Raw genomic sequence first — 25,480 nt, 5'->3', positions numbered from 1 at the left:
GCGTTTCAGCGGAACGTGCCGGGGGCCTTGAATAACAACGGCTGGGGCCGGGCCGGCCGACATTGCAACGTGTCGCAGGTAAACAATTGCGGGCGTTCGATCACATACCCCTGAGCGTAGTCCACCCCTATCTCCAGCAATGCCTGCTCGATCTGGGCGGTTTCTACAAACTCGGCAATCGTGCGCTTACCCATGACGTGACCGATGTGATTGATCACTTCGACCATTGCACGGTTAATCGGGTCGTCCAGCATATCCTTTACGAAACTCCCGTCGATCTTCAAGAAGTCTACAGGTAAATGTTTCAGGTAAGCGAATGAAGACATTCCGGCGCAAAAGTCATCCAGCGAGAAATAACATCCCAAGCTCTTGAGTTCATTGATAAAACGGATCGCACTGCCGAGATTCGAAATAGCGCTGGTTTCTGTAATTTCAAAACAAATCATTTCCGGCGGGATCGAGTAGGCGGCGAACTGTTTACGCAGGAAGTCGAGGAACGCCTGATCTCCGATAGTGGTGCCTGACAGATTAATCGCACACATCGCCATGGGCCCCTGTCGCGATTCATTCAGGCACTGGCGGATGATCTTGAAGACGTTTTCCACCACCCAACGATCCAGGGATGTCATCAGCCCGTAGCGTTCCGCCGCGGGAATGAAGCTGTCCGGCAGGATCATCCGCCCGGCTTCGTCATGCAGGCGCAGCAGGATTTCTATGTGCCCGCCACCATGATCGCCCGGGCCCAGCGCGGCGATTTCCTGGGCGTACAGGCAAAAGCGGTTTTCCTCCAAAGCCATGTGCAGGCGCTGGACCCAGGCCATCTCGCCAAAACGCAGGGACAACTCCGAGTCGTCGGCATGATAGACCTGAACCCGGTTGCGCCCCTTTTCCTTGGCCATATAACAGGCCATGTCGGCGGCCCGCAGGGATGCCTCCAGGGTCGTCGGGGTCTGGGCGATGTGCACCAGGCCAATGCTCACGGTGGTCACGAACGGCCGGCCCTTCCAGACAAAATGCAGGTTCTGCACGGTCTGGCGCAGCCCTTCGGCAATCTTTTCCGCAGCCTCCGGCGAACAGTTCTCCAGCAGGATCCCGAACTCATCGCCGCCCAACCGGGCCAGGGTGTCGTTTTCCCGCAGCCCTGATTGCAACAAGGCACAGATATGCCGCAACAACTCGTCTCCCGCCGCGTGGCCGCAGGTGTCGTTAACCAGCTTGAACTGGTCCAGGTCGAGAAACATCAAGGCATGACGACCGACCTGGCGAGTGAGGTTGTGCAAGGCCTGCTCGAGGCGATACTCGAATTCCCGGCGGTTGGCCAGGCCGGTCAGGGCGTCGTGGGTGGCCTGCCACGACAGGTTGGCGATGTATTGCCGCTCCTGGGTCATGTCATGCAGCACCAGCACGGCGCCGCTGACCTTGCCAGCATGGCGGATCGGCGCGCCCACCAGGGTGACCGAGACCGTGCTGCCATCCAGGCGCTGGATCAGTTTCGAATGTTCGCTGGCGCCACTGAGTCGACCGCTGAGGATGTGCTCGATCAAGGTCAGCCCTTCGGTCTGGGCATTGTCATCGAGCAAATTGAACAGCGCGGCCAAGGGCAAGCCCGTGGCGTGTTCGGCCTTCCAATGGGTCATCGCTTCGGCGGCGGGGTTCATGTAGGCGATGGCCCCTTCCACGTCGGTGGTGATCACCCCATCGCCAATGGATTGCAGGGTGATCTGCGCTCGTTCTTTCTCCATCTGCAGCGCATTGGCGAACACCTGCCGCTGGGCCAGCAACTTATGGGTACGCAACAGCGCCAGGACGATCAGCCCCAGGGCGGTGGCGAAATTGGTCACCAGCAGAAGCCGCAGGATGAAACGCGAGCCCTCTCCCAGTGCGTCGCTGAACGCCTTGGCAGCCGGGGTCACGGAATCATTGATCGCAAAGATCTGGGCCTTCCAGCCGCGGATGTCCACCTCCGAGGCCTGGCCCGCGGCGATGCTGCCGTGCATCTGCCGGGCGACGTTATTCAATTCGATCAGGTAGCCGTCGCCCACCGTCCAGAGATCGATGGCTTCTTCCAAGTAACTGAAGTGACGGAAATTCAAATAAAGCCAGATCAGGCTGGACACATCGTCCGGGTGATTGCCGCCCTTGAGGATGCCGGCCCGTGCGGCCTCCAGGTCCGGCGGCTCACGGTCCAGCGCCACCCGCAATTCGTGGCCGCCCTCGGGCACGGCGATGGCCTGCTGAAATTTTCGGAAAATCGCCTCATCGCGGCTGTCGGCGTAGAGGTTGAGGTAATAGATGGCGTCTTTCTGCCCCTTGGACCAGAGACTCTCCCCCGCCACATAGCCGCGAACCGCAGACAACACGTATAGGCTGACGCCGCCGAGCAATGCCTGAAATAGCACAACGGCGATAAAGGGCCAGACGATACCCAGCAGCCGTGGTGTTCCGAGAGTCTGCTTTTGCTTCATGAGGTCCCTTGCACACAGGTATTGCGGACGAACACCCGCCAGAATTCCACTCCTGACTCAATAGCCTAGGCTAGTTTTCGACCCATCGAATGAATGGATGAACGGATCGACAGACTTTGCGTGGAATTTGGGAAAAACAGCGGGTTTGCCTGCTTTTTTTCCGATACTAAGCGCAGAAAACCGCCGGAAACTCAAGGCTGCTGTATTTGTTGCAAATGACCGTAGAGCCGAGCGTACAGGCCCCCTTCGGCAATCAGTTGCAAATGGTCGCCGTCTTCGGCGATTCGCCCACCGTCGAACACCAATACCCGATCAGCCTGCTTCACCGCCGAGAGCCGGTGGGCGATGATCAGGGTGGTACGCGCGCTCAAAAAACGCGCCAGGGCCTGGTGCAGGTTGTACTCGGTGGCCGCGTCCAGGGCCGAGGTGGCTTCGTCGAGAATCACCACCCGAGGATTGGCCAATACCATGCGGGCAATGGCCAGCCGTTGGCGCTGCCCGCCGGACAACCGCACCCCGGAACGCCCAACGATGCTTTCCAGGCCCAGGGGCAGCGCCCGTACCGTGGCGTCGAGTTGGGCGATTTCCAGCGCCTGCCAGCAGGCCTCGTCGCTGCGTTCACGGCCCATGGTCAAGTTAGCCCGCACCGTGTCGTTGAACAACGCCGGATGCTGAAGCACCACAGCGACGTTCTCGCGAATGGTTTCCAGGCCAACCTCCTGCTGCGTGGCGCCGCCGAAACGAATGCTGCCCGACTGCGGCGTGTAAAGCCCGAGCAGCAACTGCACCAGAGTGCTCTTGCCGCCGCCACTGGCCCCGACGATGGCGACTTTTTCCCCCGCAGAGATGGACAGGTTCAATTGGTCGAGCACCAACTCCTCGCCGTAACCGAAACTCAACCCTTGGATCTCGATGCCCACGGTGTCACGGCCCTTGAACGGATCGACGACGCCGGTGTACTGCGGCTCGTCGGCCCGGGCCAGCAGTTCATTGATGCGGTTCAAGGCGCCGCCGGCGGCGTAAAAGGCGTACTGCAAATTCAACAACTGCTCGACCGGACCGATCATGAACCAGAGGTAGCTGAACACCGCCAGCATCTGGCCAATGGACAGGTCGGAAAACACCACGGTGAGCATGGCCGCCGCGCGAAAAATATCGATGCCGAACTGGAACAGCAAACCACTGGCGCGGTTCGAGGCGTCGGTTTTCCACTGCGAGTTCACGGCGTAATCGCGGACTTCCTTGGCGCGCATTCCCAAGCGCCCAAGGAAATGGCCCTGGCGGTTGCCGGCGCGCACTTCCTGGATGGCGTCCAGGGTTTCGGTCAAGGCCTGGGTAAAGCGCGAGGTGCTGTCGTTCTCCAGTTTCTTGAGGTGCTTGACCCGCTTGCCCAACTGTACCGTGGCGTAGATCACCAGCGGGTTGAACAGCAGGATCAGCAGCGCCAGTTTCCAGTGCATCCACACCAGGATCCCGGCGGTGCCCACCAAGGTCAGCATCGCCACCAGGAAACGGCTGAGGGTTTCGCCGATGAATTTGTCGAGGGTGTCCAGGTCGGTGACCAAGTGGGCCGCCACCGTGCCGCTGCCCAGGCTTTCGTACTCGCCCAGGGAGATTCGCTTGAGACGTTCGATCAGACGGATGCGAATGCGGTAGACGAGGTCCTTGGCCAGCCTGGCGAACAAGCGCGCCTGCAGCACGTTGAACAGCAAGGCGCCGCAGCGCAGGGCCAGGGTCGCCAGCAACATCAGCCCGATATAGCCAGCAGCGCTCTGCCACGCCGTTGGCAATGCATGGTTCATGACGTTCAAGGCCGCATCGCCGTGACCCAGCAGGACTTCGTCCACCAACAGCGGCAGCAGCAACGGGATCGGCACGCTGCACAGCGTCGCCAGCACGGCCACGCCGTTGGCGATCCACAGGGCTTTTTTATGGGTGAGGGCCAGGCGACGGATTTCCGCCCAGCTCAACCGATCGATGCGCCGCGAGGCCGATGGGTCTGGCGGCCGCTCAGGCACAGGTCGCGCGCTCCAGCCATCGGCCCAGCAACGGCGACAACTGGCCCAGGGGCTGATAACCGTTGGTCAGCAAGGCCAGTTGGCCGTCGCGCTCAGCCAACAGCGTGGGGAACCCGGCGATGCCCAGGTCCTGTACCCAGGTGAAATCCGCCGCGGTGGCCGCGTGTTGGTCGGCGCGGTCAAAAGCGGCAGCGAATTCGATGCGTGGCAACCCGGCCTGTTCGGCCAGCTCCACCAGGACGCTGGCGTGGGTGACGTCGCGGCCTTGCACATAAAAGGCCTGCTGGATCAGCTTCACCAGCTTCCAGGCCAAGTCCGGGGCGAGGCTGCGAGCCGTCACCAATGCCCGGCAGGCTGGTTCGGTGTCGTAGACGAAACCGTCCGGCAATGCGCCTTCAAGCTTGAAGGGCTGGCCGGTGGCCTGGGTCACCGCCTGCCAATGTTCAAGAATGTAGCGCCGGGTGGTCGGCTCCAGCGCCGAACCACTGCCGGTGCGCAAACCGCCCACCACCAGGTGCAATTCCACGCCCGCGGCCTGCGCCTGCTCGACCAATGCCTCGGCCACCGGTGCAAAGCCCCAGCACCAGGAGCACATCGGGTCCATCACGTAGAGCAGGCGCGACGCCATGGTTCAAGCCTCGGAAGATGTTTGCTTATAGTTGTAGCCGATCGGGTGCGGCATGTTCCGCGCCTTGGCCAACTCGATCTGCTTCTGCCGGTCGATGGCGCTGCGACGGGTTTTCTCGCTCAGCTTATCCCAGCAATGCGGGCAACTGATGCCAGGCACATAATGCTCCGAAGCGCGGTCTTCTACGCTCACCGGGGTACGACAAGCATGACATTGATCGTAGTCCCCTTCGCTGAGGTCGTGGCGAACGGTCACGCGGTTATCGAACACGAAGCAGTCGCCGCGCCACTTGGTTTCCTCCTGAGGCACCTCTTCGAGGTATTTCAGGATGCCGCCCTTGAGGTGATAGACCTCGTCGAAGCCTTGGCCAAGCATGTAGCTGGAAGCCTTTTCACAACGAATGCCGCCGGTGCAGAACATCGCGACTTTCTTGTGCCTGGCCGGGTCGAAGTTGGCCTTGATGTACTCGGGGAACTCGCGAAAGCTGGTGGTCTTGGGGTCGATGGCGCCTTCGAAGGTGCCGATGGACACTTCGTAATCGTTGCGGGTGTCGATCAACAGCACTTGCGGATCGCTGATCAACGCGTTCCAGTCTTGTGGCTCGACGTACGTGCCGACCTGCTTGTTCGGGTCCACGCCTTCGACGCCGAGGGTGACGATTTCTTTCTTGAGCTTGACCTTGGTGCGGTAGAACGGCTGCTCGTCGCAGTACGACTCTTTATGGTCGATGTCGTCCATGCGCGGATCGTTCTTGAGCCAGGCCATCAACCCGTCGATGCCTTCACGGGTGCCGGAGACCGTGCCGTTGATGCCTTCCTCGGCGATCAGCAGCGTGCCTTTGATGCCGTTGTCGAGCATGGCCTTGAGCAGGGGCTCACGCAGCTCGACGTAATCTTCAAGGGTGACGAACTTATACAGTGCCGCCACGACAATGGGTTGTGTCATGGGTGTTTCTCCAGGTGGCTACCCTCGTAAAGGGTGAACCGGATGCGAAAAAAAACGCGCCGGGTGAGCGGCGCGTTGCGGATTCTAACAAAAACAATGTGGTTTTAGGAGCGAGAGCCTTTGTGGCGAGGGAGCTTGCTCCCGCTGGGTTGCGCAGCAGCCCCAAAAAACTGATTGGGATCAGCCTGACACGACGCGGTGATTGGCTTGGGGGCCGCTTCGCAGCCCAGCGGGAGCAAGCTCCCTCGCCACAAAAGCTTCCTGGCCATAACAGGTTGCCCGCTCAGTGCTTGCTGCCACCGGCACACGTCGGCGAAGCCGGCGCGGCGTCGATCTGCGCCCATTCTTCGGGGGTGTAGGTGTGCAGCGCCAACGCATGGAACTCACCCATCAGCTCGCCCAGCGTGCCGTAGACCTTCTGGTGACGCTTGACGCGATTGAGCCCTTCGAACTGCTGGCTGACCACCACGGCCTTGAAATGCGTCTGCAGGCCACGGCTGTGCATGTGGCTTTCATCCAGCACTTGCAAGTGCTCGGGCTGCAAGAGCCCGAGTGTCGATTCGATGCGTTGTTGCATGCTCATACCGGGCTCCGCTTACGGCTTTTTCTTGGCTGGGGCAGCGGCTTTTGGCTCGAGCTCGGCCGTCATGTCGGCCAGCAGCTTGTTGACCACCGGCACCGCGCTTTCAAGCTTGGCCTGGGTCAGCTGGGCCGATTGCTGAGTCAGCTGTGGCATTTTTTCCAGGACTTTCTTGCCCAATGGCGATTGGTAGAAAGCCACCAGGTCCTTGAGCTCCGACTCGTTGAAGTTGCTGGTGTAGAGCTTGACCATGTCGGGCTTGAGCTTGTTCCAGCCAATGGCTTGGTCCAGCGCGGCATTGGCCTTGGCCTGATAGGTTTCCAGGGTGGCTTTTTTCGACTCAGGGGCCTTGGTCTGTTCAAAGCGCTGGGCAAACATTTGCTGCACTTGCATGTACACCGGAGTGCCCAGTTTGTCAGCGTGCGCCAGGGTCAGGAACGCTTCGGCGCTGGCGTTGTGGCTGGCGGTATCGGCGAAAACAGGGCCGCTGGCACACACCAGAGCAACTGCGGTACAGATGGCACGAAGACGGGTCATCGAGTTTCCTTTGTTTACAGGCGAGGTAAAACCCCAAGGGCGACCATTCTGCGCCTAAAAAACGCCGGGCCTCAACCCCGATGCTTGTCGGGTCCGATTGACGGACCGAACACACCGCTCCTGGATTGAGCGATGATTGAGGGAACCGGTGCCGCCCATCTGGGCCTAAACTGCGCATTCAGCCTTTAAGGAGTTTGACCCGATGAGCCGTATCGAAACCGACAGCCTTGGCCAGGTTGAAGTCCCGGATGAGGCCTACTGGGGAGCCCAGACGCAGCGTTCCATGATCAACTTCGCCATTGGCAACGAACGCATGCCGCTGTCGGTGCTGCATGCCCTGGCACTGATCAAGAAGGCCGCCGCGCGGGTCAATGATCGCAATGGCGACCTCCCCGCCGACATCGCCCGCCTGATCGAACAGGCCGCCGACGAAGTGCTCGCCGGCCAGCACGACGACCAATTCCCGCTGGTGGTCTGGCAGACCGGCAGCGGGACCCAGAGCAACATGAACGCCAACGAGGTGATCGCCGGGCGCGCCAACGAACTGGCCGGCAACCCCCGCGGCGGCAAGAGCCCGGTGCACCCCAACGACCACGTCAACCGCTCGCAGAGTTCCAACGACTGCTTCCCCACCGCCATGCACATCGCCGCCGCCCAGGCTGTCCATCAGCAATTGCTGCCGGCCATCAGCGAACTCTCCGGCGGCCTCGCGGAACTGGCGGCGCGCCACATGAAGCTGGTCAAGACCGGCCGCACCCACATGATGGATGCCACGCCAATCACCTTTGGCCAGGAGCTGTCGGCGTTCATTGCCCAGCTCGATTATGCCGAACGGGCGATCCGCGCCGCGCTTCCGGCCGTCTGCGAACTGGCCCAGGGCGGCACAGCCGTGGGCACCGGGCTCAATTCACCCCATGGTTTCGGCGAAGCGATTGCCGCTGAACTGGCGGCGCTCTCGGGCCTGCCGTTCGTCACCGCACCGAACAAGTTCGCCGCGCTGGCCGGCCATGAACCCCTGACTTCCTTGTCCGGCGCCCTGAAGACCCTCGCCGTGACCCTGATGAAAATCGCCAACGACCTGCGTCTGCTGGGCTCTGGCCCCCGGGCCGGCTTCGCCGAGGTGAAATTGCCAGCCAACGAACCGGGCAGTTCCATCATGCCTGGCAAGGTCAACCCGACCCAGTGCGAAGCCTTGTCGATGCTGGCCTGCCAGGTCATGGGCAACGACGTGACCATTGGTTTTGCCGCCAGCCAGGGGCATTTGCAGTTGAACGTGTTCAAACCGGTGATCATCCACAACCTGCTGCAGTCGATACGCCTGCTGGCCGACGGCTGCAGCAACTTCCAGCAGCACTGCATCGCCGGTCTCGAACCGGACGCCGAGCAGATGGCCGCGCACCTGGAACGTGGGTTGATGCTGGTGACCGCACTGAACCCGCATATCGGCTACGACAAGTCAGCGGAAATCGCCAAGAAAGCCTACGGCGAAGGGCTGACCTTGCGCGAGGCGGCGCTGCAACTGGGGTACCTGACCGATGAAGAATTCGATGCCTGGGTGAGGCCGGAGAATATGTTGGAGGCCGGTAGCCAGGGCTAACGCCATCCCCCCTGTGGGAGCGAGCCTGCTCGCGATGAGGCCGGCAGGCTCGACATCCTTATCGCCTGCCAAGCCGCTTTCGCGAGCAAGCCCGCTCCCACAATGGATCTTCAGTGTATGCAATATTACGGCTCACATAGATGCCCTGTGGGAGCGGGCTTGCTCGCGAAGAACGATAACGCGGTTTAACGCCCGACAGCCAAACGCTCGCGTCGGGCCTTGAGCCCGGCGATCAACGAGGGGCCCAGGGCGACCAGCGCCGAACCCAGCACTACCAGCACCGCCCCGCCATAGCCCAGCAGGTTGATCTGCTCGGCATGGACATAATCAGGCCACCACCAGGCCGCCATCGCCACTGCGGCGAAGGTCACCAGCGGCGTGATCGCCAGGGTCGCGCTGACCCGCGACGCTTCCCAATGGGCCAGGGCTTCGGCAAACGCGCCATAGGCAATCAAGGTATTGAGGCAGCACGCGAGCAACAACCAGCCTTGCAGCGAGCTCAATTGCAGCGCCTCCAACGGATGCACCCAGGGCGTGAGCAGCAGCGCGCAAAACAGGTAGATCACCATCATCACCTGCAGCGAATTCCACACCGTCAACAATTGCTTCTGGCCCAGGGCGTAGAACGTCCAGACCGTCGATGCCAACAACACCATCAACACCCCGGCGGTGTATTCGCTCAGGGACGTCAGCAACTCGCCCAGGCGCTGGTTGAAAAACAGCGTGAAACCGACCAGCAGCACCAGCAGGCCAATGCCCTGCCCCACGCTGAACCGCTCCTTGAACACAAACAGGCTGGCAACCAGCAACATGATCGGCCCCATCTGCACCACCAATTGCGCGGTGCCGGGGCTCAAGCGGTTCAGGCCCATCAGGTACAACACGTAGTTGCCCACCAGCCCGAGCACCGCCATCGCCACCAGCCAGCCGCCGCGTGGGCCGAGGACCTTGCGACTGGGCAGGCGCCGGGTCGCCGCCAAATAAATGAACAGCAAACCGCCGGACACCAGCAAGCGAAACCAGGTCACCGTGACCGGGTCCATCACTTGCAGCACTTGCTTGAGCTTGATCGGCAGGATTCCCCAGAGCAAGGCCGTCAACAGGGCGAGGAACAAGCCGTAGACCCAGCGACCGGACGATATGTGCATGCAACCCTCGAAGCCCAGGACAAAGAACGCCCATTCTAGGCATCTATTCGCCCAGCGACACAGGAACAGTTGCGGATTAATTGAATCAATACCGACATGGCACATGGCCGCCTATCGGCTGGCCAAGCAGCGGTTCACGCCAGCCTCTAAACTTCACTCAACCTGATCCCGCCGCCCCTTTTGGAGCCCCTCATGCTTGGCAAACGCGCTCAGGACCTCGCCCCTGCGATGGTCTTTCCCAGTGACCGGATTTGCCGAATAAACGGCGAATTTTACTTCAACACCCGGGAAGGCACCCAGGAAGGGCCGTTCGCCAATCGCGAGGAGGCGTTGCGGGAGGTGGAAGCGTATGTACAGCGGATGCTGCAACTGACTCAGGTCGCCAGCTAGCGCCGTACTCCTGTGGCGAGGGAGCTTGCTCCCGCTGGGTCGCGAAGCGGCCCCCTGCCCCATTCAATAAACCGCATCGACAGTTTGGCGCCTGCTTCGCAGCCGAGCGGGAGCAAGCTCCCTCGCCACAAAAGCTCTGTGCAAGCATACTTTTTGCGGTTATCTCACCGCCTCGAACAACCCCGTCGCCCCCATCCCGCCGCCCACACACATGGTCACGATGCCGTAGCGCAGGTTGCGCCGTTGCAGCTCACGCACCAGATGCCCGACTTGCCGGGAACCGGTCATGCCGAACGGATGGCCGATGGAGATCGAGCCGCCGTTGACGTTGTATTTCTCTGGATCGATTTCCAGCCGGTTGCGGCTGTACAGGCACTGGGAAGCAAACGCCTCGTTGAGTTCCCACAGGTCGATATCGGCGATCTGCAAGCCCTTGGCCTTGAGCAGCTTGGGCACTGAAAATACCGGGCCGATGCCCATTTCGTCCGGCTCGCAACCGGCCACGGTGAAACCGCGAAAAAACGCCTTGGGCTTGAGCCCCAGCGCCAGGGCCTTTTCCAGGCTCATGACCAAGGTCATCGAGGCGCCGTCGGACAACTGCGACGAGTTGCCCGCCGTCACCGAACCGTCTTCGGCGAACACCGGCTTCAGGCCCGCCAGGCTTTCATAGGTGGTGTCCGGGCGGTTGCAATCGTCATGATCGACCACGCCTTCAAGAATCTGCACCGCACCGGTCTGCTTGTCCTCGACCCGGTACTTGACCGCCATCGGGATGATTTCATCATCGAACAATCCCGCCGCCTGGGCCTTGGCGGTGCGTTGCTGGCTCTGCAAGGCGTAGCGGTCCTGCTCCTCGCGGCTGACCTGGTAACGGCGAGCGACGATCTCCGCTGTCTGGCCCATGGGGAAATAAATCCCGGGCACTTGCTCCTTGAGCAGTGGGTTGATCAGGTTGTCGGTATTGACGCTTTTCATCGTCAGGCTGATGGATTCCACACCGCCCGCCACAATGATGTCGCTGCAACCGGAAGCGATCTGATTGGCGGCGATGGCAATGGCTTGCAGGCCCGAGGAACAGAAGCGGTTGAGGGTCATGCCGGCCGTGCCAATGCCCAATCGCGAGAGCACCGCCACGTTGCGCCCGATGTTGTAGCCCTGGGCGCCCTCATTGGAGCCGGCCCCGACGATGCAATCCTCGACGCTGGCCGGGTTGATGTCGTTGCGCGCCAACAAGGCATCGACACAATGGGCCGCCATGTCGTCTGGACGGGTCATGTTGAACTTGCCATGAAAGGACTTGGCCAGGCCGGTCCGTACGCTGTCGACGATCACCACTTCACGCATGGCTGTACCTCATTGTTCTGGTCGGTTGAGAGTGAATCGAGCATAGATCCACTGGATAACCGACCGCGACAATCATTCACCTCGCGTATGCGTACCCATCGCCCTAGCGCTTCTTCTTGCGAGCCTGTTTTGCGCTGCGCTCGAAAGCCGCCTCCAATGCCTGGTTAAGGGTGCGCAGTACCTTGACCCGCGCCCAGCGCTTGTCGTTGGCCTCCACCAAGGTCCAGGGGGAAATCTCGGTGCTGGTGCGGTCGACCATGTCGCACACTGCGGCGCGGTAGGCGTCCCACTTGTCGCGGTTGCGCCAGTCATCCTCGGTGATCTTGAAACGCTTGAACGGGATTTCCTCGCGCTCCTGGAACCGCTCCAGCTGGGTTTCCTTGTCGATGGCCAGCCAGAACTTGACCACCACCACACCGGCGTCGGCGATCTGCTCCTCGAAGTCGTTGATTTCCCCGTAGGCCCGCAGCCAGTCGGCTTGGCTGCAAAAACCTTCGACCCGCTCCACCAGCACCCGGCCGTACCAGGAGCGGTCGAACATGGTGAACTTGCCGCGCGCGGGGATATGCCGCCAGAACCGCCACATGTAGGGGTGGGCGCGCTCTTCTTCCGTGGGCGCGGCAATCGGCACGATGCTGTATTGGCGTGGGTCCAGGGCCGCCGCGACCCGCCGGATCGCCCCACCCTTGCCCGCCGCGTCATTGCCTTCGAACACCGCCACCAGGGCATGTTGGCGCATGCGTTTGTCCCGCAGCAGGCCGGCGAACCGCGCCTGCTCGGTGATCAGTTGTTCTTCGTAGTCGGCCTTGTCCAGGCGCCGGGTCATGTCCAGGCTGTCGAGCAGCGTGACCTGGCCGTCCAGCTCGGGCAGCGGCGCCACGCTGACCTTTTGCGGCTTGATTTTCGACCGGTCCAAGGCCTGGCGCAAACCGTCGAGCAGGATCCGCCCGACGGTGAGGCTGCGATAACAGCTGTCCATGCCTTCGATCACGTGCCACGGCGCATAGTCGCGGCTGGTGCGGCGCAGCACCCGCTCACCGTATTTGACGAACTTGTCGTAGGTCTGGGATTGCTGCCAATCCAGCGGGCTGATGCGCCAACTGTGCAGCGGATCATCCTTGAGCCCCTTGAGCCGGGCCTTCATCTGCTTCTTGGAGAGGTGGAACCAGAACTTGAAGATCAGCGCGCCTTCATCGCAGAGCATTTTTTCCAGGCGCTCGGCACCGGCGATCGCCTGGTCGAGTCGTGGGTCCTTGAATTCGCCATGGACCCGGCCCTGGAGCATCTGGCTGTACCAGTTGCCGAAGAAAATCCCCATGCGCCCCTTGGCCGGCAGCATCCGCCAATAGCGCCACGCGGGAGGCCGCGCCAATTCCTCGTCAGTCTGCTGGTCGAAGGTGCGCACTTCGATCAGCCGTGGGTCCATCCATTCATTGAGCAACTTCACCGTCTCGCCCTTGCCCGCGCCTTCGATGCCATTGATCAACACGATGACCGGAAACCGGCCCTGCTGCTGCAACTCGAACTGCGCCTCCAACAGCGCTTCACGCAGGGCGGGCACCTCGGCCTCAAAGGTGTCTTTATCGATCACATGGCCGATTTCAGCGGATTCAAACATGGGCAGCTCCTTCCGGGGATGGCTCAAGACTAGCGGATTGGATGCGGCCCTGTGCAGCAGATTCCATTCAGATGCGCGCTCTGTTGCGATGGGTCAAGCAAGCCGATACCGATCGGCTAGAATGGCCGCTCAGTTTTGACCGAGCCTGCCATGACGCCCATCCAGCAACACGCCCAGCTCGACTGGGATGATCAGGGGCGCCCGCGTTCGCGGGTGTTCGACGATGTGTATTTTTCCGATCAGTCGGGCCTGGATGAAACCCGTTATGTGTTCCTCGAGCAGAACAACCTGGCCGAGCGCTTCGCTGCGCTGGCCGCTGGCGGGCGGCTGGTGATCGGCGAAACCGGGTTTGGCACCGGCTTGAATTTTCTCTGCGCCTGGCAATTGTTCGAACAGTGCGCGCCAGCAGGCGCTCGGCTGCACTTCGTCAGCGTCGAGAAGTATCCCTTGAGCCCCGAAGACTTGCGCCGGGCCCTTGCCCTGTGGCCGCAACTGAGCCTTCAAGCGGAACAATTGCTTGAGCAGTACGTGGCGATCCACCAGGGTTTCCAGCGCTTGGTCCTGGCCAATGGCCGGGTGACGCTGACCTTGTTGATCGGCGATGCCCTGGAGCAGTTGCCGCAGTTGGACGGGCAGATCGATGCCTGGTTCCTCGACGGCTTTGCCCCAGCCAGGAACCCCGAGATGTGGACCGCCGAGCTGTTCGCCGAACTGGCCCGGCTGGCCGCACCCGGCGCTACCCTCAGTACCTTCACCAGCACCGGTTGGGTTCGGCGGTTGCTGAACGCGGCGGGCTTCAAGATGAAGCGCACGCCCGGCATTGGCCATAAATGGGAAATCCTGCGCGGCGTGTTTCTTGGCTGGCCCGAGCAGACACCCGCGCCGTCCCTGGCAAAACCCTGGTACGCCCGCCCCTTGCCGCCCACCGGCGAGCGTCGGGCCTTGGTCATCGGCGGTGGCCTGGCCGGTTGCGCCAGCGCGGCGAGCCTCGCCGCCCGTGGTTGGCAGGTGACGCTGCTGGAGCGTCATGCCGGGTTGGCCGAGGAAGCGTCCGGCAATCCCCAAGGCGTGCTGTACCTCAAATTGTCGGCCCATGGCACGGCGTTGTCGCAGATGATCCTCAGCGGCTTCGGCTACACCCGACGCGTGCTGGAGCAACTGCAACGCGGCGTTGACTGGGATGCCTGCGGCGTCTTGCAACTGGCCTTCAACAGCAAGGAAGCCGAGCGCCAGGCGCAACTGGCCGAGGCGTTCCCAGCGGACTTGCTGCATTCACTGGATCAGTCCGAGGCCCAGGTTCGCGCCGGCATCGGCCTGGCCTGTGGCGGCTTGTTTTATCCCGAAGGCGGTTGGGTGCATCCGCCGGCGCTGTGTCGCTGGCAAGCCTCGGGGCCGGCAATTGATGTGCGACCCCATCATGACGTGCTGCACCTGCGCCGAGTCGACGGCCAATGGTCGGCATGGGACGGCGAACGCTGCCTGGCCAGTGCGCCAGTGGTGATCCTCGCCAGCGCTGCCGAGATCAAACGCTTCGAACCTGCCGCTGGTTTGCCGCTCAAGCGCATTCGCGGGCAGATCACGCGGTTGCCGCAAACCCGCCGCAGCCAGAGCCTGGCGACGGTGGTCTGCGCCGAAGGATATGTGGCGCCGCCGCGGCTGGGCGAACATACCCTGGGCGCCAGTTTCGATTTCAACAGCGACGACCTGACCCCCACCGCTGCCGAGCATGCCGGCAATCTGCAGATGCTCGAAGAGATCTCCCACGACCTGGTGGAGCGCCTGGATGCTGGCACCCTGGACCCGCACCACCTCGAAGGCCGCGCGGCGTTTCGTTGCACCAGCCCCGATTACCTGCCGATTGTCGGACCGCTGGCCGGGCGCCAGGCCTTCACCGAGGCCTACGCTGCCCTGGGCAAAGATGCGCGCCAAGTGCCGGACGCCCCCTGCCCATGGCTCGATGGCCTGTACATCAACAGCGGCCACGGTTCCCGCGGCCTGATCACCGCGCCCCTGTCGGGCGAACTGATCGCCGCCTGGCTGGACAACGAACCCCTGCCGCTGCCCCGCAGCGTGGCCGAGGCCTGCCATCCGAACCGGTTCGCGTTGCGGGCCTTGATTCGGGGCAAGACCTGACACAGATGGATGACCCGCCACAAATCCTGTGGGAGCTGAGCTTGCTCGCGATAGCGATGTGTCAGCCAACTAAGATGCCGACTGATCCACCGCCATCGCGAGCAAGCCCACTCCCACAAAGAGCCTGTGCCAGACGCATCATTTCTGCGGTCGATGAAAATCAACTGTGGGAGCGAGCCTGCTCGCGATTGCGGTGTGTCAGTCGCTTAGATACCAACTGATCTACCGCAATCGCGAGCAGGCTCGCTCCCACAGGTTTCGCTCTACTCTTCAGTCATGCAGCAGACCAAACGGGCCCCACCCCGCCGGCTTATAACGCATCGATCTAAAACTCACAGCAATCCCTCCGGTCAGTTTCAGAGTACCCGCCCTTTCGGCGCGTGCTGCTTGACCCCTCCCCAACGGAAACACCGGTAAGGACTTATGTGCGGATTAGCTGGAGAGTTACGTTTCGATCAACAACCTGCGGACCTTGCGGCCGTAGAGCGAATCACCCATCACCTGGCCCCTCGCGGCCCTGATGCCTGGGGTTTTCATAGCCAGGGACCGATTGCCCTCGGCCACCGACGCCTGAAAATCATGGACCTGTCGGACGGCTCGGCCCAGCCGATGATCGACAATCAATTGGGCCTGTCGCTGGCCTTCAACGGCGCAATCTACAACTACCCGGAGCTTCGCACCGAGCTGGAAGGCCTGGGCTACACCTTCTATTCCGGTGGCGACACCGAAGTGCTGCTCAAGGGTTACCACGCCTGGGGCGAAGCGCTGCTGCCCAAACTCAACGGCATGTTCGCCTTCGCCATTTGGGAGCGTGATGCCAAGCGGCTGTTCATCGCCCGCGACCGCCTCGGCGTCAAGCCGCTGTACCTGTCGCGCACCGGCCAGCGCCTGCGCTTCGCCTCAGCATTGCCGGCGCTGCTCAAGGGCGGCGACATCAATCCGATGCTCGATCCGGTGGCCCTCAACCATTACCTGAATTTCCACGCGGTGGTCCCGGCGCCCCGCACCTTGCTGGCCGGTGTTGAAAAACTGCCGCCCGCCACCTGGATGCGCATCGAAGCCGACGGCACCACCGAGCAGAAAACCTGGTGGACCCTGCCCTACGGCCCTCGCGCCGACGAACAGCACCTGAATCTGGAAGACTGGATCGATCGCGTTCTCGACGGCACCCGCGAAGCGGTTGCCATTCGCCAGCGCGCCGCCGTCGACGTCGGCGTGCTGCTGTCCGGCGGCGTCGACTCAAGTATGTTGGTGGGCCTGCTGCGGGAAGTCGGCGTCGAGGACTTGTCGACATTCTCCATCGGTTTCCAGGATGCCGGCGGCGAGCGCGGTGACGAATTCCAATATTCGGACCTGATCGCCAAGCACTACGGCACTCGCCACCACCAACTGCGCATCGACGAAAAAGAGATCATCGAGCAACTGCCCGCCGCGTTCCGCGCCATGAGCGAGCCGATGGTCAGCCACGACTGCATCGCCTTCTACCTACTGTCGCGGGAAGTCGCCAAGCATTGCAAAGTGGTGCAAAGCGGCCAAGGCGCGGATGAGCTGTTCGCCGGTTATCACTGGTACCCGCAGGTCGATGGCGCCAGCGATCCGTACGCCGCCTATCGCGCGGCATTCTTCGACCGCAGTTACGCAGAATACGCCGCCACTGTGCAGCCCAACTGGTTGACGGCCAACGACGCGGCCGGGGACTTCGTCAAGGAGCATTTCGCCCAACCCGGCGCCGATGCCGCGGTGGACAAGGCCCTGCGCCTGGACAGCACCGTGATGCTGGTGGACGACCCGGTCAAGCGCGTCGACAACATGACCATGGCCTGGGGCCTGGAAGCGCGCACACCGTTCCTCGACTATCGCCTGGTGGAACTCTCGGCCCGGGTCCCGGCGAAATTCAAGTTGCCCGATGGCGGCAAGCAGGTGCTCAAGGAAGCCGCCCGACGGGTGATTCCCAGCGAAGTGATCGACCGCAAGAAAGGCTATTTCCCGGTGCCGGGCCTCAAGCACCTGGAAGGCGACACCCTGGCCTGGGTTCGCGAACTGCTGCTGGATCCGAGCCAGGATCGCGGCCTGTTCAACCCAGCCATGCTCGACCGCCTGCTCACCGACCCCAACGGGCAACTCACGCCGTTGCGCGGTTCGCGACTATGGCAACTGGCGGCGCTGAACCTGTGGCTCAGCGAGCAAGGAATCTGATCGATGAAACCTCACGCAACTGTTCACAACCAACGCCTCTTGCGCGGCCAGGCGCCCTCCTATGAACGCCTGCAGGCACGCCTGGCCGAAGACGGCAGCGAATTGGGCGCCGACCCGATCGCGGTGCATTGCGGCTGGGGCCGACTGCTGATCGGCCACACCTTCCCGGACGCGGCGTGCCTGGCCCGGGAACTGCTCAACGAACAACCCGGCGAACGCGACATTGCCTTGTACGTGGCCGCGCCCCAGCAGGTGCTGGGGCTGGAACCGGCGCAATTGTTCCTCGATCCGTCCGACACCTTGCGCCTGTGGTTCAGCGACTATCGCCAGTCCACCCGGGTGTTTCGCGGCTTCCGCATTCGCCGCGCCCAGAGCGAGACCGACTGGCAGGCCATCAACCAGCTCTACCAGGCCCGGGGCATGCTGCCCATCGACCCGCTGCGACTGACCCCGCGTCACGAAGGCGGACCGGTGTACTGGCTGGCTGAAGACGACGATACCGGTGCGGTGATCGGCAGCGTCATGGGCCTGAATCATCAGAAGGCCTTCAACGACCCGGAAAACGGCAGCAGCCTCTGGTGCCTGGCCGTCGATCCGCAATGCCCGCGACCCGGTGTCGGCGAAGTGCTGGTGCGTCACCTTATCGAGCATTTCATGAGCCGTGGCTTGAGCTACCTCGACCTGTCGGTGCTGCACGACAATCGCCAGGCAAAAAATCTCTACGCCAAACTCGGCTTTCGCAACCTCTCGACCTTCGCCATCAAGCGCAAGAACGGCATCAACCAGCCGTTGTTCCTTGGGCCCGGCCCCGAGGCGGAGTTCAATCCGTATGCGCGGATCATCGTCGAAGAAGCTCACCGGCGCGGCATCGAAGTGCAGGTGGACGATGCCGAGGCCGGCTTGTTCACCCTGGTCCACGGCAGCCGCCGGGTGCGCTGCCGCGAGTCCCTGAGCGACCTGACCAGCGCCATCAGCATGACCCTGTGCCAGAACAAAAGCCTGACCCACAAGGTGCTGAAAAACGCCGGCCTGAACCTGCCGGCGCAACAGCTGGTGGGGAACGCCGATGACAACCTGGCGTTTCTCGATGAGCACGAACGGGTGGTGGTCAAGCCGCTGGACGGTGAACAGGGCCAAGGCGTGGCGGTGGACCTGCGCACCATCGAGGAGGTGCAGAGCGCCATTGAAGCGGCTCGGCAGTTCGATAGCCGGGTGCTGCTGGAGAGCTTCCACGAAGGGCTGGACCTGCGCATCCTGGTGATCGGCTTTGAAGTGGTGGCCGCGGCGATCCGGCGCCCGGCGGAGGTGATCGGCGACGGCCGGCACACCATCGGTGCCCTGATCGAAGCCCAGAGCCGCCGACGGCAGGCCGCTACGGGGGGTGAAAGCAAGATACCGATGGACGCCGAGACCCTGCGCACCCTCAATGCGGCGGGGTACGACTACGACAGCGTCCTGCCGGCCGGAGAGCACCTGTTCGTACGCCGTACAGCGAACCTTCATACCGGCGGCGTCCTGGAAGATGTCACCGGTATCCTGCATCCGACCCTTGCCGATGCGGCAGTGCGTGCCGCGCGGGCGCTGGACATCCCCATGGTCGGCCTTGACCTGCTGGTGCCGGCGGCCGATCAACCCGAGTATGTGTTCATCGAAGCCAACGAACGCGCAGGTTTAGCCAACCACGAACCCCAGCCCACCGCCGAGCGTTTTGTGGATCTGTTGTTTCCTCATAGCCAGACGGTGGCTTAGCCCTTCTTCCGTGGCGAGGGAGCTTGCTCCCGCTGGGCTGCGAAGCGGCCCCTCTGCGTAGCCATCCGGGTTTGTGCATCGACCTGGAGCTCAAAGGGACCGCTTCGCGGTCCAGCGGGAGCAAGCTCCCTCGCCACAGGGTTCCCCTACTTCAACTGAATGTTCCGAGAGGAGTTTCCATGATCAGCAAAATTCCCGAACCGGATCTCGAATACCTGCAAAAGGTCCTGCTGGAAATGCTCGCCATTCCCAGCCCGACCGGCTTCACCGACACCATCGTGCGCTACGTCGCCGAGCGGCTCGAAGAGTTGGGTATCGCCTTCGAAATGACCCGTCGTGGCACGATCCGCGCCACGCTCAAGGGCCGCAAGAGCAGCCCCGACCGGGCCGTGTCGGCGCATCTGGATACCATCGGTGCCTCGGTGCGGGCCATCAAGGACAACGGTCGCCTGACCCTGGCTCCGGTGGGATGCTGGTCCAGCCGGTTTGCCGAAGGCAGCCGGGTCAGCTTGTTCACCGACACCGGCGTGATTCGTGGCAGCGTGCTGCCATTGATGGCATCCGGTCACGCGTTCAACACCGCCGTGGATGAAATGCCCATCAGTTGGGACCACATCGAATTGCGCCTGGACGCCTATTGCGCCACCCGCGCCGATTGCGAAACCCTGGGCGTGGGCATCGGCGATTACGTGGCCTTCGACCCCTTGCCGGAATTCACCGAAAGCGGTCACATCAGCGCCCGGCACTTGGACGACAAGGCCGGGGTCGCGGCACTGCTGGCGGCGCTCAAGGCGATTGTCGACAGTGGCGAGGAACTGCTGATCGACTGTCACCCCCTGTTCACCATCACTGAGGAAACCGGCAGCGGCGCAGCGGCCGCACTGCCCTGGGACGTCAGCGAATTCGTCGGTATAGACATCGCGCCCGTCGCCCCTGGCCAGCACTCGAGCGAACATTCGGTCAGCGTGGCGATGCAGGACTCCGGAGGCCCTTACGACTATCATCTGTCGCGGCATTTGCTGAAACTGGCCAAGGAGAACGACATCTCGGCACGCCGCGACCTGTTCCGCTATTACTTCAGCGACGCTCATTCGGCCATCACCGCTGGCCACGATATCCGTACCGCCCTGCTCGCCTTCGGCTGCGACGCCACCCATGGCTACGAACGCACCCACATCGACAGCCTGGCCGCCCTCAGCCGCCTGCTCGGCGCCTACATCCTCAGCCCACCGGTGTTCGCCAGCGACGCGCAACCGGCCCAAGGCTCCCTGGATCGCTTCAGCCACCAGATCGAGCACGATGCCCAGATGGAAAGCGATACCCGGGTGCCGTCGGTGGACAGCCTGGTGGGGCAGCGGTCGGACAGCTGATCCAGCTCGCGATGTCGGCTGACACATGACGCTTTCGGAGTCTACACAAATCAAATTGTGGGAGCGGGCTTGCTCGCGAAGGCGGCGGTACATTCAAACTCTATGCTAGCCGACCCACCGCTTTCGCGAGCAAGCCCGCTCCCACAAGGATTCGCAATGGTCAAAACCCAGGCTAGCCGCAAAAGCCCATTGGCCGTAGCATCGCCCTATTGTCTAGCCGAGGTCCCCCATGCTCATCCCCCACGACCAACTCGAAGTCGACACGCTCACTCGCCTGATCGAAGATTTCGTGACCCGCGACGGCACCGACAACGGTGACGACACGCCCCTGGAGACGCGGGTGCTGCGGGTCCGGCAAGCCCTGACCAAAGGCCAGGCCTTGATTGTCTTCGACCCGGAAAGCGAACAGTGCCAACTGATGCTCAAGCACGACGTGCCCAAGCACCTATTCGACTGAACAGGCCTTGCGGGCGGCGTTAGCCTTTTTCCTCTGGATCTTTTCATAGATTTCGGAGCGATGGACATCGACGTGCCGTGGCGCTTCGACGCCAAAACGCACGGTGGTGCCACTGACCGACAGCACCCGGACGGAAATATCGTCACCGATGGAAATCAACTCGCCCACAGCACGGCTTAATACGAGCATGGTTCTTGTCCTTAAGAATGTCTGGACCCTGACCATGCCCGGCCTGCTTTCCGTTCTCAAGACACCAGCGAGAATTCAGTAAGGCCCTACAAGCAAAGTTCTTGCGACTGAAGGAAACGTCCTGCAAAAACCTGGCGAACCGTAGGTTATTTCAGGAAGCTGAGAGCCGTGGGCCGAATAGAATCACGCTCGCCCCCAACACGCAGAGCGCCACGCCAATCCAGTCGGAACTCAGTGGCCGGACCCGCTCCACCACGGCCAGCCAGCCGATCGAGGCAATGATATAGATACCGCCATAAGCGGCGTAGGCGCGCCCGGCGTAGGTCGCTTCGATGCGGGTCAGCAACAGCGCGAACAAGGTCAGGCTGAGCAGCGCCGGGGCGATCCACCAGGCGCTCTTGCCCTGGCGCAGCCACATCCAGAAGGCGTAGCAACCGGCGATTTCAAACAGCGCGGCGAGAAAGAACCACAGGTAGTTGAGCATGCAGATGTCCATCAAGAGGGCCGAATGGCGCCATCCTGAGGACATCGCGCAGCCAGGTCAATTCAGGTTCTGGCGGGCCTTGGCGCGCATCTTGTCGGCCATGGCGGTCATTTCGTCGTAAAGCAACTGTGGGTTCTTCTGCTTGAGCGCCCAGGCCATGCGCCCCTGTTCATGGGGCAGGATCATGAACTGCCCTTGGGCCACTTGCTGGTAGATGTAGTCGGCAATGTCAGCGGCGCTGATCGGTGAGCTTTCCAGCAACTTGCCGACCTGAGCCTTCATGGCTGGGGTCGGCCCGCGGAAGGAGTCCAGCAGATTGGTCTGGAAAAACGACGGGCACACCACGTGGACGCCGACTTCCTGCTGCGCCAACTCTACCAGCAGGCTCTCCGATAACGCCACGACGCCTGCCTTGGCCACGTTGTAGTTGCTCATGGCTGGCCCCTGCATCAAGGCCGCCATGGAGGCGATGTTGATGATCTTGCCGCGGCTCTTTTCCAGCAATGGCAGGAAAGCCTTGCAGCCCTTGACGACGCCCATCAGGTTGATCGCGATCTGCCAGTCCCAATCTTCCAGGGACAGTTCGCTGAAGAACCCGCCCGAAGCTACGCCTGCGTTGTTGACGATGATATCGATACCGCCGAGCTTTTCTTCGCAAGCCTGGGCGAACGCCGTCAATTGGCTGTAGTCGCGCACATCGCAACGCTGGATGAAGCCTTCACCACCGGCAGCGCGCACCAATTTCAGAGTTTCCACCAGGCCTGGCTCGCTGACATCCGACAAGGCCAGGCGCCAGCCTTCACGAGCCCAGCGCAGCGCGATTTCGCGACCCAGGCCGGAGCCGGCCCCAGTGATCATCATGCGATTTTGCATAGCAAACAGCCTTGTTCCGGGAGAGATAGGCCGAGTGTAGCGAAGGCGCCTGCCAGACCCACGCTCCATCAGATTGCTGAATGGCGAGGGCAAACTGTAGGAGCTGGCGAAGCTTGCGATCTTTTGATCTTTCGCTTGGGATTCAAGTGTCTGGGGAAAGATCGCAGCCTCGTTTCACTCGACAGCTCCTACACAGCTCCTACCAGCTCCTACCGGCGCCTACAAAAACTTTGAATTTTTTACAGGACGTTACGGTCGGACTTATTAAGCCGCCCGGATTTAACGCATGCGTGCTGGTAGTTGGAAGTTGCATCAATCCAAAACTGACCAATAAGGAAATCTACAATGGGCACAATACTTATCATTATTCTGATCCTCCTGCTGATCGGTGGTCTTCCGGTCTTCCCGCACTCCAGAAGTTGGGGCTACGGTCCGTCCGGTATCATCGGTGTAGTGTTGGTGGTGCTGTTGGTCCTGCTATTACTGGGCAAGATATAAACCACTAAGTAAGCGCAAAAAAAAAGAGGCCTCTGCAGGCCTCTTTTTTATGCTCGTCGTTTCTCAGTCCGGCTTGCCGTCAATCACGCCGGCGGTGTTATCCAGCAGGCTCTTGGTCGCGGTTTGCAGGAACGACTCGAGCTTGAGTTTCATCTCAGCCGTCTCCGGTGCATCCGGGATGACCTCTGCATGTGGATTGGCGCCCAGTTGATAACGGAACAGTTTCGGTGCCATTGCCTTTTCCTCTGGCAACACCAGGATCTTGTCGTCGTGGATAAGTGCGGTGGTCTGATCACTACCCGACGGTTTGATCACGCCAAAACCGGTGTCGCCTGGCGGCAGATTCAACAGGTCGCGGCCCCAGCACTGGTTGCGCACTTCCCCGCCAAGCCGGCCCATGATGGTCGGGACGATATCGACCTGGGTGCCAATGGTGTGGTTGCGCTGGCCGAATTTCTCCTGGACGCCCGGCCCGATCAGCAGCATCGGCACATTGAAGCGGCCCAGGTCCATCTCGGTGATCTGGCGCTCGTTGCCGAAGCCATGGTCACCGACCACGACGAACAGGGTTTCCTTGAAGTAAGGTTCCTTGCGGGCCTTCTCGAAGAACTGGCCCAGCGCCCAATCGGCGTAACGCATGGCGGTCAGGTGTTCGTTCAGGCGGCCACGGTCAGTGACCGGCTCCACCGGCAACGGCGTCGGCAGCGCATAAGGCGTATGGTTGGACAGAGTCTGCAGCAACGCATAGAACGGCTTGCCGTTTTCCCGCGCCTTGAGTTCGATCAGGCCCCGGTCGAACATGTCCTGGTCGGACACGCCCCAGGTCGGGTCGGAGAACACCGGGTTCACGAAGTCGTTACGCCCGATGAACGTGGTCATGCCTTGGCTGCTGAAGAAACCCGACTGGTTGTCCCAGGCAAAATCGCCGTTGTAGACATACACATCGTCATAGTTGCGGGCGCTGAGCAGTTGCGGCAGGCCCGACAGCTTGTGGCTGCCCTCCGGCGTCTGCATCAGGTATTCGAAACCCGGCAGGTTCGGGAAGCACGCCATGGTGGCGAACATGCCTTGGTGGGTGTGGGTGCCATTGGAGAAAAAACGGTCGAACAACAGGCCTTCCTTGGACAGTTTGTCCAGGTAAGGCGTGATGTTGCCCGGCGCGCCCAGGGCGCCCACCGAGTGACCGGCCATGCTCTCCATGAGGATCACGACCACGTTCTTGATCGGCAGGGTCTTGTCCGCTGGCGGCGTGTAGTCGCGGCGCACGGCGGCTGTCTCGGTGTCCACGAGTTTGTCGTCAGGCATCACCAGCATGTCGCGCACGGTCTGCTGTGCCAGCGGTTGCGCCAGGGTAGCTTTCCAGATGTTGTCACGATCTTCGGACAGCCGGCTCTTGGCCGCCGCCACCAATGACAAGGTGCCATTGAGGCCCAACTGGTTGGCGAAGTTCGAATCGGTGGTGTAGACGTCGCCCCAACGCAATGGCGGACCTTGGCGCAGGGTACCGCGCGCAGCGGCCACGGCCACCAGCAGGCAAACCATGAACACCGCGACACGTCCGTACCACGGGGCGAGCTGACGCGTGCCGATGCTGCCGCCGCTGAACGGCCCACGCGGGCGGGTGGCATGGTCGGCGCCCTTGAACGCCAGGCTCAGGATAAGGGTGCCGCCCACCCAGGCCAGCAGGTAGCGCACTACCGGGAAACCGTACCAGAGCATGCTCATCACGGTTTTCGGGTCTTCCTTCACATACTGGAAGACCAGGCCGTTGAGGCGCTGGTGGAATTCACGGTAGAAGTCCATCTCCATCAAGCCGAGGAACAGCGCAACACTGGAGGTAATGGTCAGCCAGAAACGAAAGAAGCCACGGGCGGCCATGGCCCTTGCGCTGAACAATGCCAGCAGCAACGGGATGCTGAGGTAGACCACCAGGCGCAAGTCAAAGCGCAGGCCATTGAAAAACGCTTCAACGAAGGTCGAGGCCGGGGTGTCGAGGATCATCTCGCGGTTGTAGACCAGCAGCGCCACGCGCAGCAGGCTCAGCATGACCATCATTACCAGGGCGCAAAGCAACGTGTAGGCCAGGTGCGATTTGACGGTCGGTTGCAGCAGGCGATGCGTGGTGCGCTGCTGACTCAGGGCGTCCGGGATTGCCATGTCGTTTAAGGACCCTATTGGAGTTGGAGTGTCAAAAAAAGAAACAACGGCGCGCCCTCTGTTGGCCAAAGCCTGGCCCCGGGGCTTGCGCGAGTGCGCAAATG

General features: G+C 61.9%; 21 protein-coding genes. 8 read left to right on the top strand and 13 right to left on the bottom strand.

Annotation, left to right across the window (positions count from 1 at the left end):
* Window positions 1-5 precede the first annotated feature (5 nt).
* The 6 genes from HU767_RS04610 to HU767_RS04585 form a co-directional block, all read right to left on the bottom strand.
* Entirely contained in the window at window positions 6-2,465 is a 2,460-nt protein-coding gene (locus tag HU767_RS04610; protein WP_186704710.1) for an EAL domain-containing protein, read from the bottom strand.
* A 191-nt stretch (window positions 2,466-2,656) separates the two neighbouring features.
* A complete protein-coding gene (locus HU767_RS04605; RefSeq protein WP_186704709.1) occupies window positions 2,657-4,483 on the bottom strand; it encodes an ABC transporter ATP-binding protein in 1,827 nt (608 codons plus the stop codon).
* Window positions 4,476-5,078, bottom strand: a complete 603-nt coding sequence (locus HU767_RS04600) for a DsbA family protein (RefSeq protein WP_186704752.1) — start codon at window positions 5,076-5,078, stop codon at window positions 4,476-4,478. The genes HU767_RS04605 and HU767_RS04600 overlap by 8 nt, the downstream gene beginning before the upstream one ends.
* Before the next feature lie 36 nt (window positions 5,079-5,114).
* A complete protein-coding gene (locus tag HU767_RS04595; protein ID WP_186704708.1) occupies window positions 5,115-6,056 on the bottom strand; it encodes a rhodanese-related sulfurtransferase in 942 nt (313 codons plus the stop codon).
* Between the two features lie 283 nt (window positions 6,057-6,339).
* Entirely contained in the window at window positions 6,340-6,639 is a 300-nt protein-coding gene (locus HU767_RS04590) for a BolA family protein (RefSeq protein ID WP_014337210.1), read from the bottom strand.
* A gap of 12 nt (window positions 6,640-6,651) precedes the next feature.
* Window positions 6,652-7,173: a DUF2059 domain-containing protein gene (locus HU767_RS04585; protein WP_092167494.1), complete on the bottom strand. Its 522-nt coding sequence runs from the start codon at window positions 7,171-7,173 to the stop codon at window positions 6,652-6,654.
* Window positions 7,174-7,375: 202 nt separating this feature from the next.
* On the opposite strand from HU767_RS04585, the gene HU767_RS04580 reads away from it, so the two are divergent.
* Window positions 7,376-8,770, top strand: a complete 1,395-nt coding sequence (locus tag HU767_RS04580; RefSeq protein WP_186728641.1) for a class II fumarate hydratase — start codon at window positions 7,376-7,378, stop codon at window positions 8,768-8,770.
* Window positions 8,771-8,955: 185 nt separating this feature from the next.
* Here HU767_RS04580 and HU767_RS04575 read toward each other — a convergent pair whose 3' ends face one another.
* On the bottom strand, window positions 8,956-9,918 hold the full coding sequence (locus HU767_RS04575) for a DMT family transporter (protein ID WP_186728640.1): 963 nt from the start codon (window positions 9,916-9,918) through the stop codon (window positions 8,956-8,958).
* 192 nt (window positions 9,919-10,110) lie between these two features.
* On the opposite strand from HU767_RS04575, the gene HU767_RS04570 reads away from it, so the two are divergent.
* Window positions 10,111-10,308: a DUF6316 family protein gene (locus tag HU767_RS04570; protein WP_186704705.1), complete on the top strand. Its 198-nt coding sequence runs from the start codon at window positions 10,111-10,113 to the stop codon at window positions 10,306-10,308.
* Between the two features lie 159 nt (window positions 10,309-10,467).
* Here HU767_RS04570 and HU767_RS04565 read toward each other — a convergent pair whose 3' ends face one another.
* Window positions 10,468-11,652, bottom strand: coding sequence for a thiolase family protein (locus tag HU767_RS04565; RefSeq protein ID WP_186728639.1), 1,185 nt, complete (start codon window positions 11,650-11,652; stop codon window positions 10,468-10,470).
* A gap of 103 nt (window positions 11,653-11,755) precedes the next feature.
* Complete coding sequence (gene pap / locus HU767_RS04560; RefSeq protein ID WP_186704703.1) at window positions 11,756-13,270, bottom strand: polyphosphate:AMP phosphotransferase; 1,515 nt, start codon at window positions 13,268-13,270, stop codon at window positions 11,756-11,758.
* A gap of 150 nt (window positions 13,271-13,420) precedes the next feature.
* Here pap and mnmC point away from each other — a divergent pair, with 150 nt between their 5' ends.
* The 5 genes from mnmC (at window position 13,421) to HU767_RS04535 (ending at window position 21,175) form a co-directional block, all read left to right on the top strand.
* A complete protein-coding gene (mnmC, locus tag HU767_RS04555; protein ID WP_186728638.1) occupies window positions 13,421-15,403 on the top strand; it encodes a bifunctional tRNA (5-methylaminomethyl-2-thiouridine)(34)-methyltransferase MnmD/FAD-dependent 5-carboxymethylaminomethyl-2-thiouridine(34) oxidoreductase MnmC in 1,983 nt (660 codons plus the stop codon).
* Between the two features lie 423 nt (window positions 15,404-15,826).
* Window positions 15,827-17,599 carry an N-acetylglutaminylglutamine amidotransferase gene (locus tag HU767_RS04550; RefSeq protein ID WP_186728637.1) on the top strand — a complete coding sequence of 591 codons (1,773 nt, stop codon included), beginning with the start codon at window positions 15,827-15,829 and terminating at the stop codon, window positions 17,597-17,599.
* Between the two features lie 3 nt (window positions 17,600-17,602).
* On the top strand, window positions 17,603-19,348 hold the full coding sequence (gene ngg, locus HU767_RS04545; RefSeq protein ID WP_186704700.1) for an N-acetylglutaminylglutamine synthetase: 1,746 nt from the start codon (window positions 17,603-17,605) through the stop codon (window positions 19,346-19,348).
* A gap of 182 nt (window positions 19,349-19,530) precedes the next feature.
* Entirely contained in the window at window positions 19,531-20,718 is a 1,188-nt protein-coding gene (locus HU767_RS04540) for an osmoprotectant NAGGN system M42 family peptidase (protein WP_162277323.1), read from the top strand.
* Window positions 20,719-20,947: 229 nt separating this feature from the next.
* On the top strand, window positions 20,948-21,175 hold the full coding sequence (locus HU767_RS04535; RefSeq protein WP_003199186.1) for a YheU family protein: 228 nt from the start codon (window positions 20,948-20,950) through the stop codon (window positions 21,173-21,175).
* Here the strand turns inward: HU767_RS04535 and csrA are convergent.
* From csrA to HU767_RS04520, 3 genes are all read right to left on the bottom strand, one after another.
* A complete protein-coding gene (csrA, locus tag HU767_RS04530; RefSeq protein WP_053120338.1) occupies window positions 21,164-21,364 on the bottom strand; it encodes a carbon storage regulator CsrA in 201 nt (66 codons plus the stop codon). The two genes, HU767_RS04535 and csrA, sit on opposite strands and share 12 nt — an antisense overlap.
* Before the next feature lie 151 nt (window positions 21,365-21,515).
* Window positions 21,516-21,848, bottom strand: a complete 333-nt coding sequence (locus HU767_RS04525; RefSeq protein WP_186728636.1) for a YnfA family protein — start codon at window positions 21,846-21,848, stop codon at window positions 21,516-21,518.
* A 57-nt stretch (window positions 21,849-21,905) separates the two neighbouring features.
* Entirely contained in the window at window positions 21,906-22,721 is an 816-nt protein-coding gene (locus HU767_RS04520; protein WP_186704699.1) for an SDR family oxidoreductase, read from the bottom strand.
* 345 nt (window positions 22,722-23,066) lie between these two features.
* Here HU767_RS04520 and HU767_RS04515 point away from each other — a divergent pair, with 345 nt between their 5' ends.
* The gene (locus tag HU767_RS04515; RefSeq protein WP_003183939.1) at window positions 23,067-23,219 is read left to right on the top strand and encodes a DUF3309 family protein; all 153 of its coding nucleotides are present in this window, start codon (window positions 23,067-23,069) and stop codon (window positions 23,217-23,219) included.
* Window positions 23,220-23,282: 63 nt separating this feature from the next.
* Here the strand turns inward: HU767_RS04515 and HU767_RS04510 are convergent, their stop codons facing one another.
* A complete protein-coding gene (locus HU767_RS04510) occupies window positions 23,283-25,376 on the bottom strand; it encodes an LTA synthase family protein (protein WP_186728635.1) in 2,094 nt (697 codons plus the stop codon).
* Window positions 25,377-25,480 lie beyond the last annotated feature (104 nt).

This window comes from Pseudomonas sp. SWRI179, from assembly GCF_014268705.1.
Classification (GTDB): domain Bacteria; phylum Pseudomonadota; class Gammaproteobacteria; order Pseudomonadales; family Pseudomonadaceae; genus Aquipseudomonas; species Aquipseudomonas zanjanensis.
The sequence above is the reverse complement of the archived record's forward strand: the minus strand, read 5'-3'. Positions and strand labels throughout refer to the sequence as shown.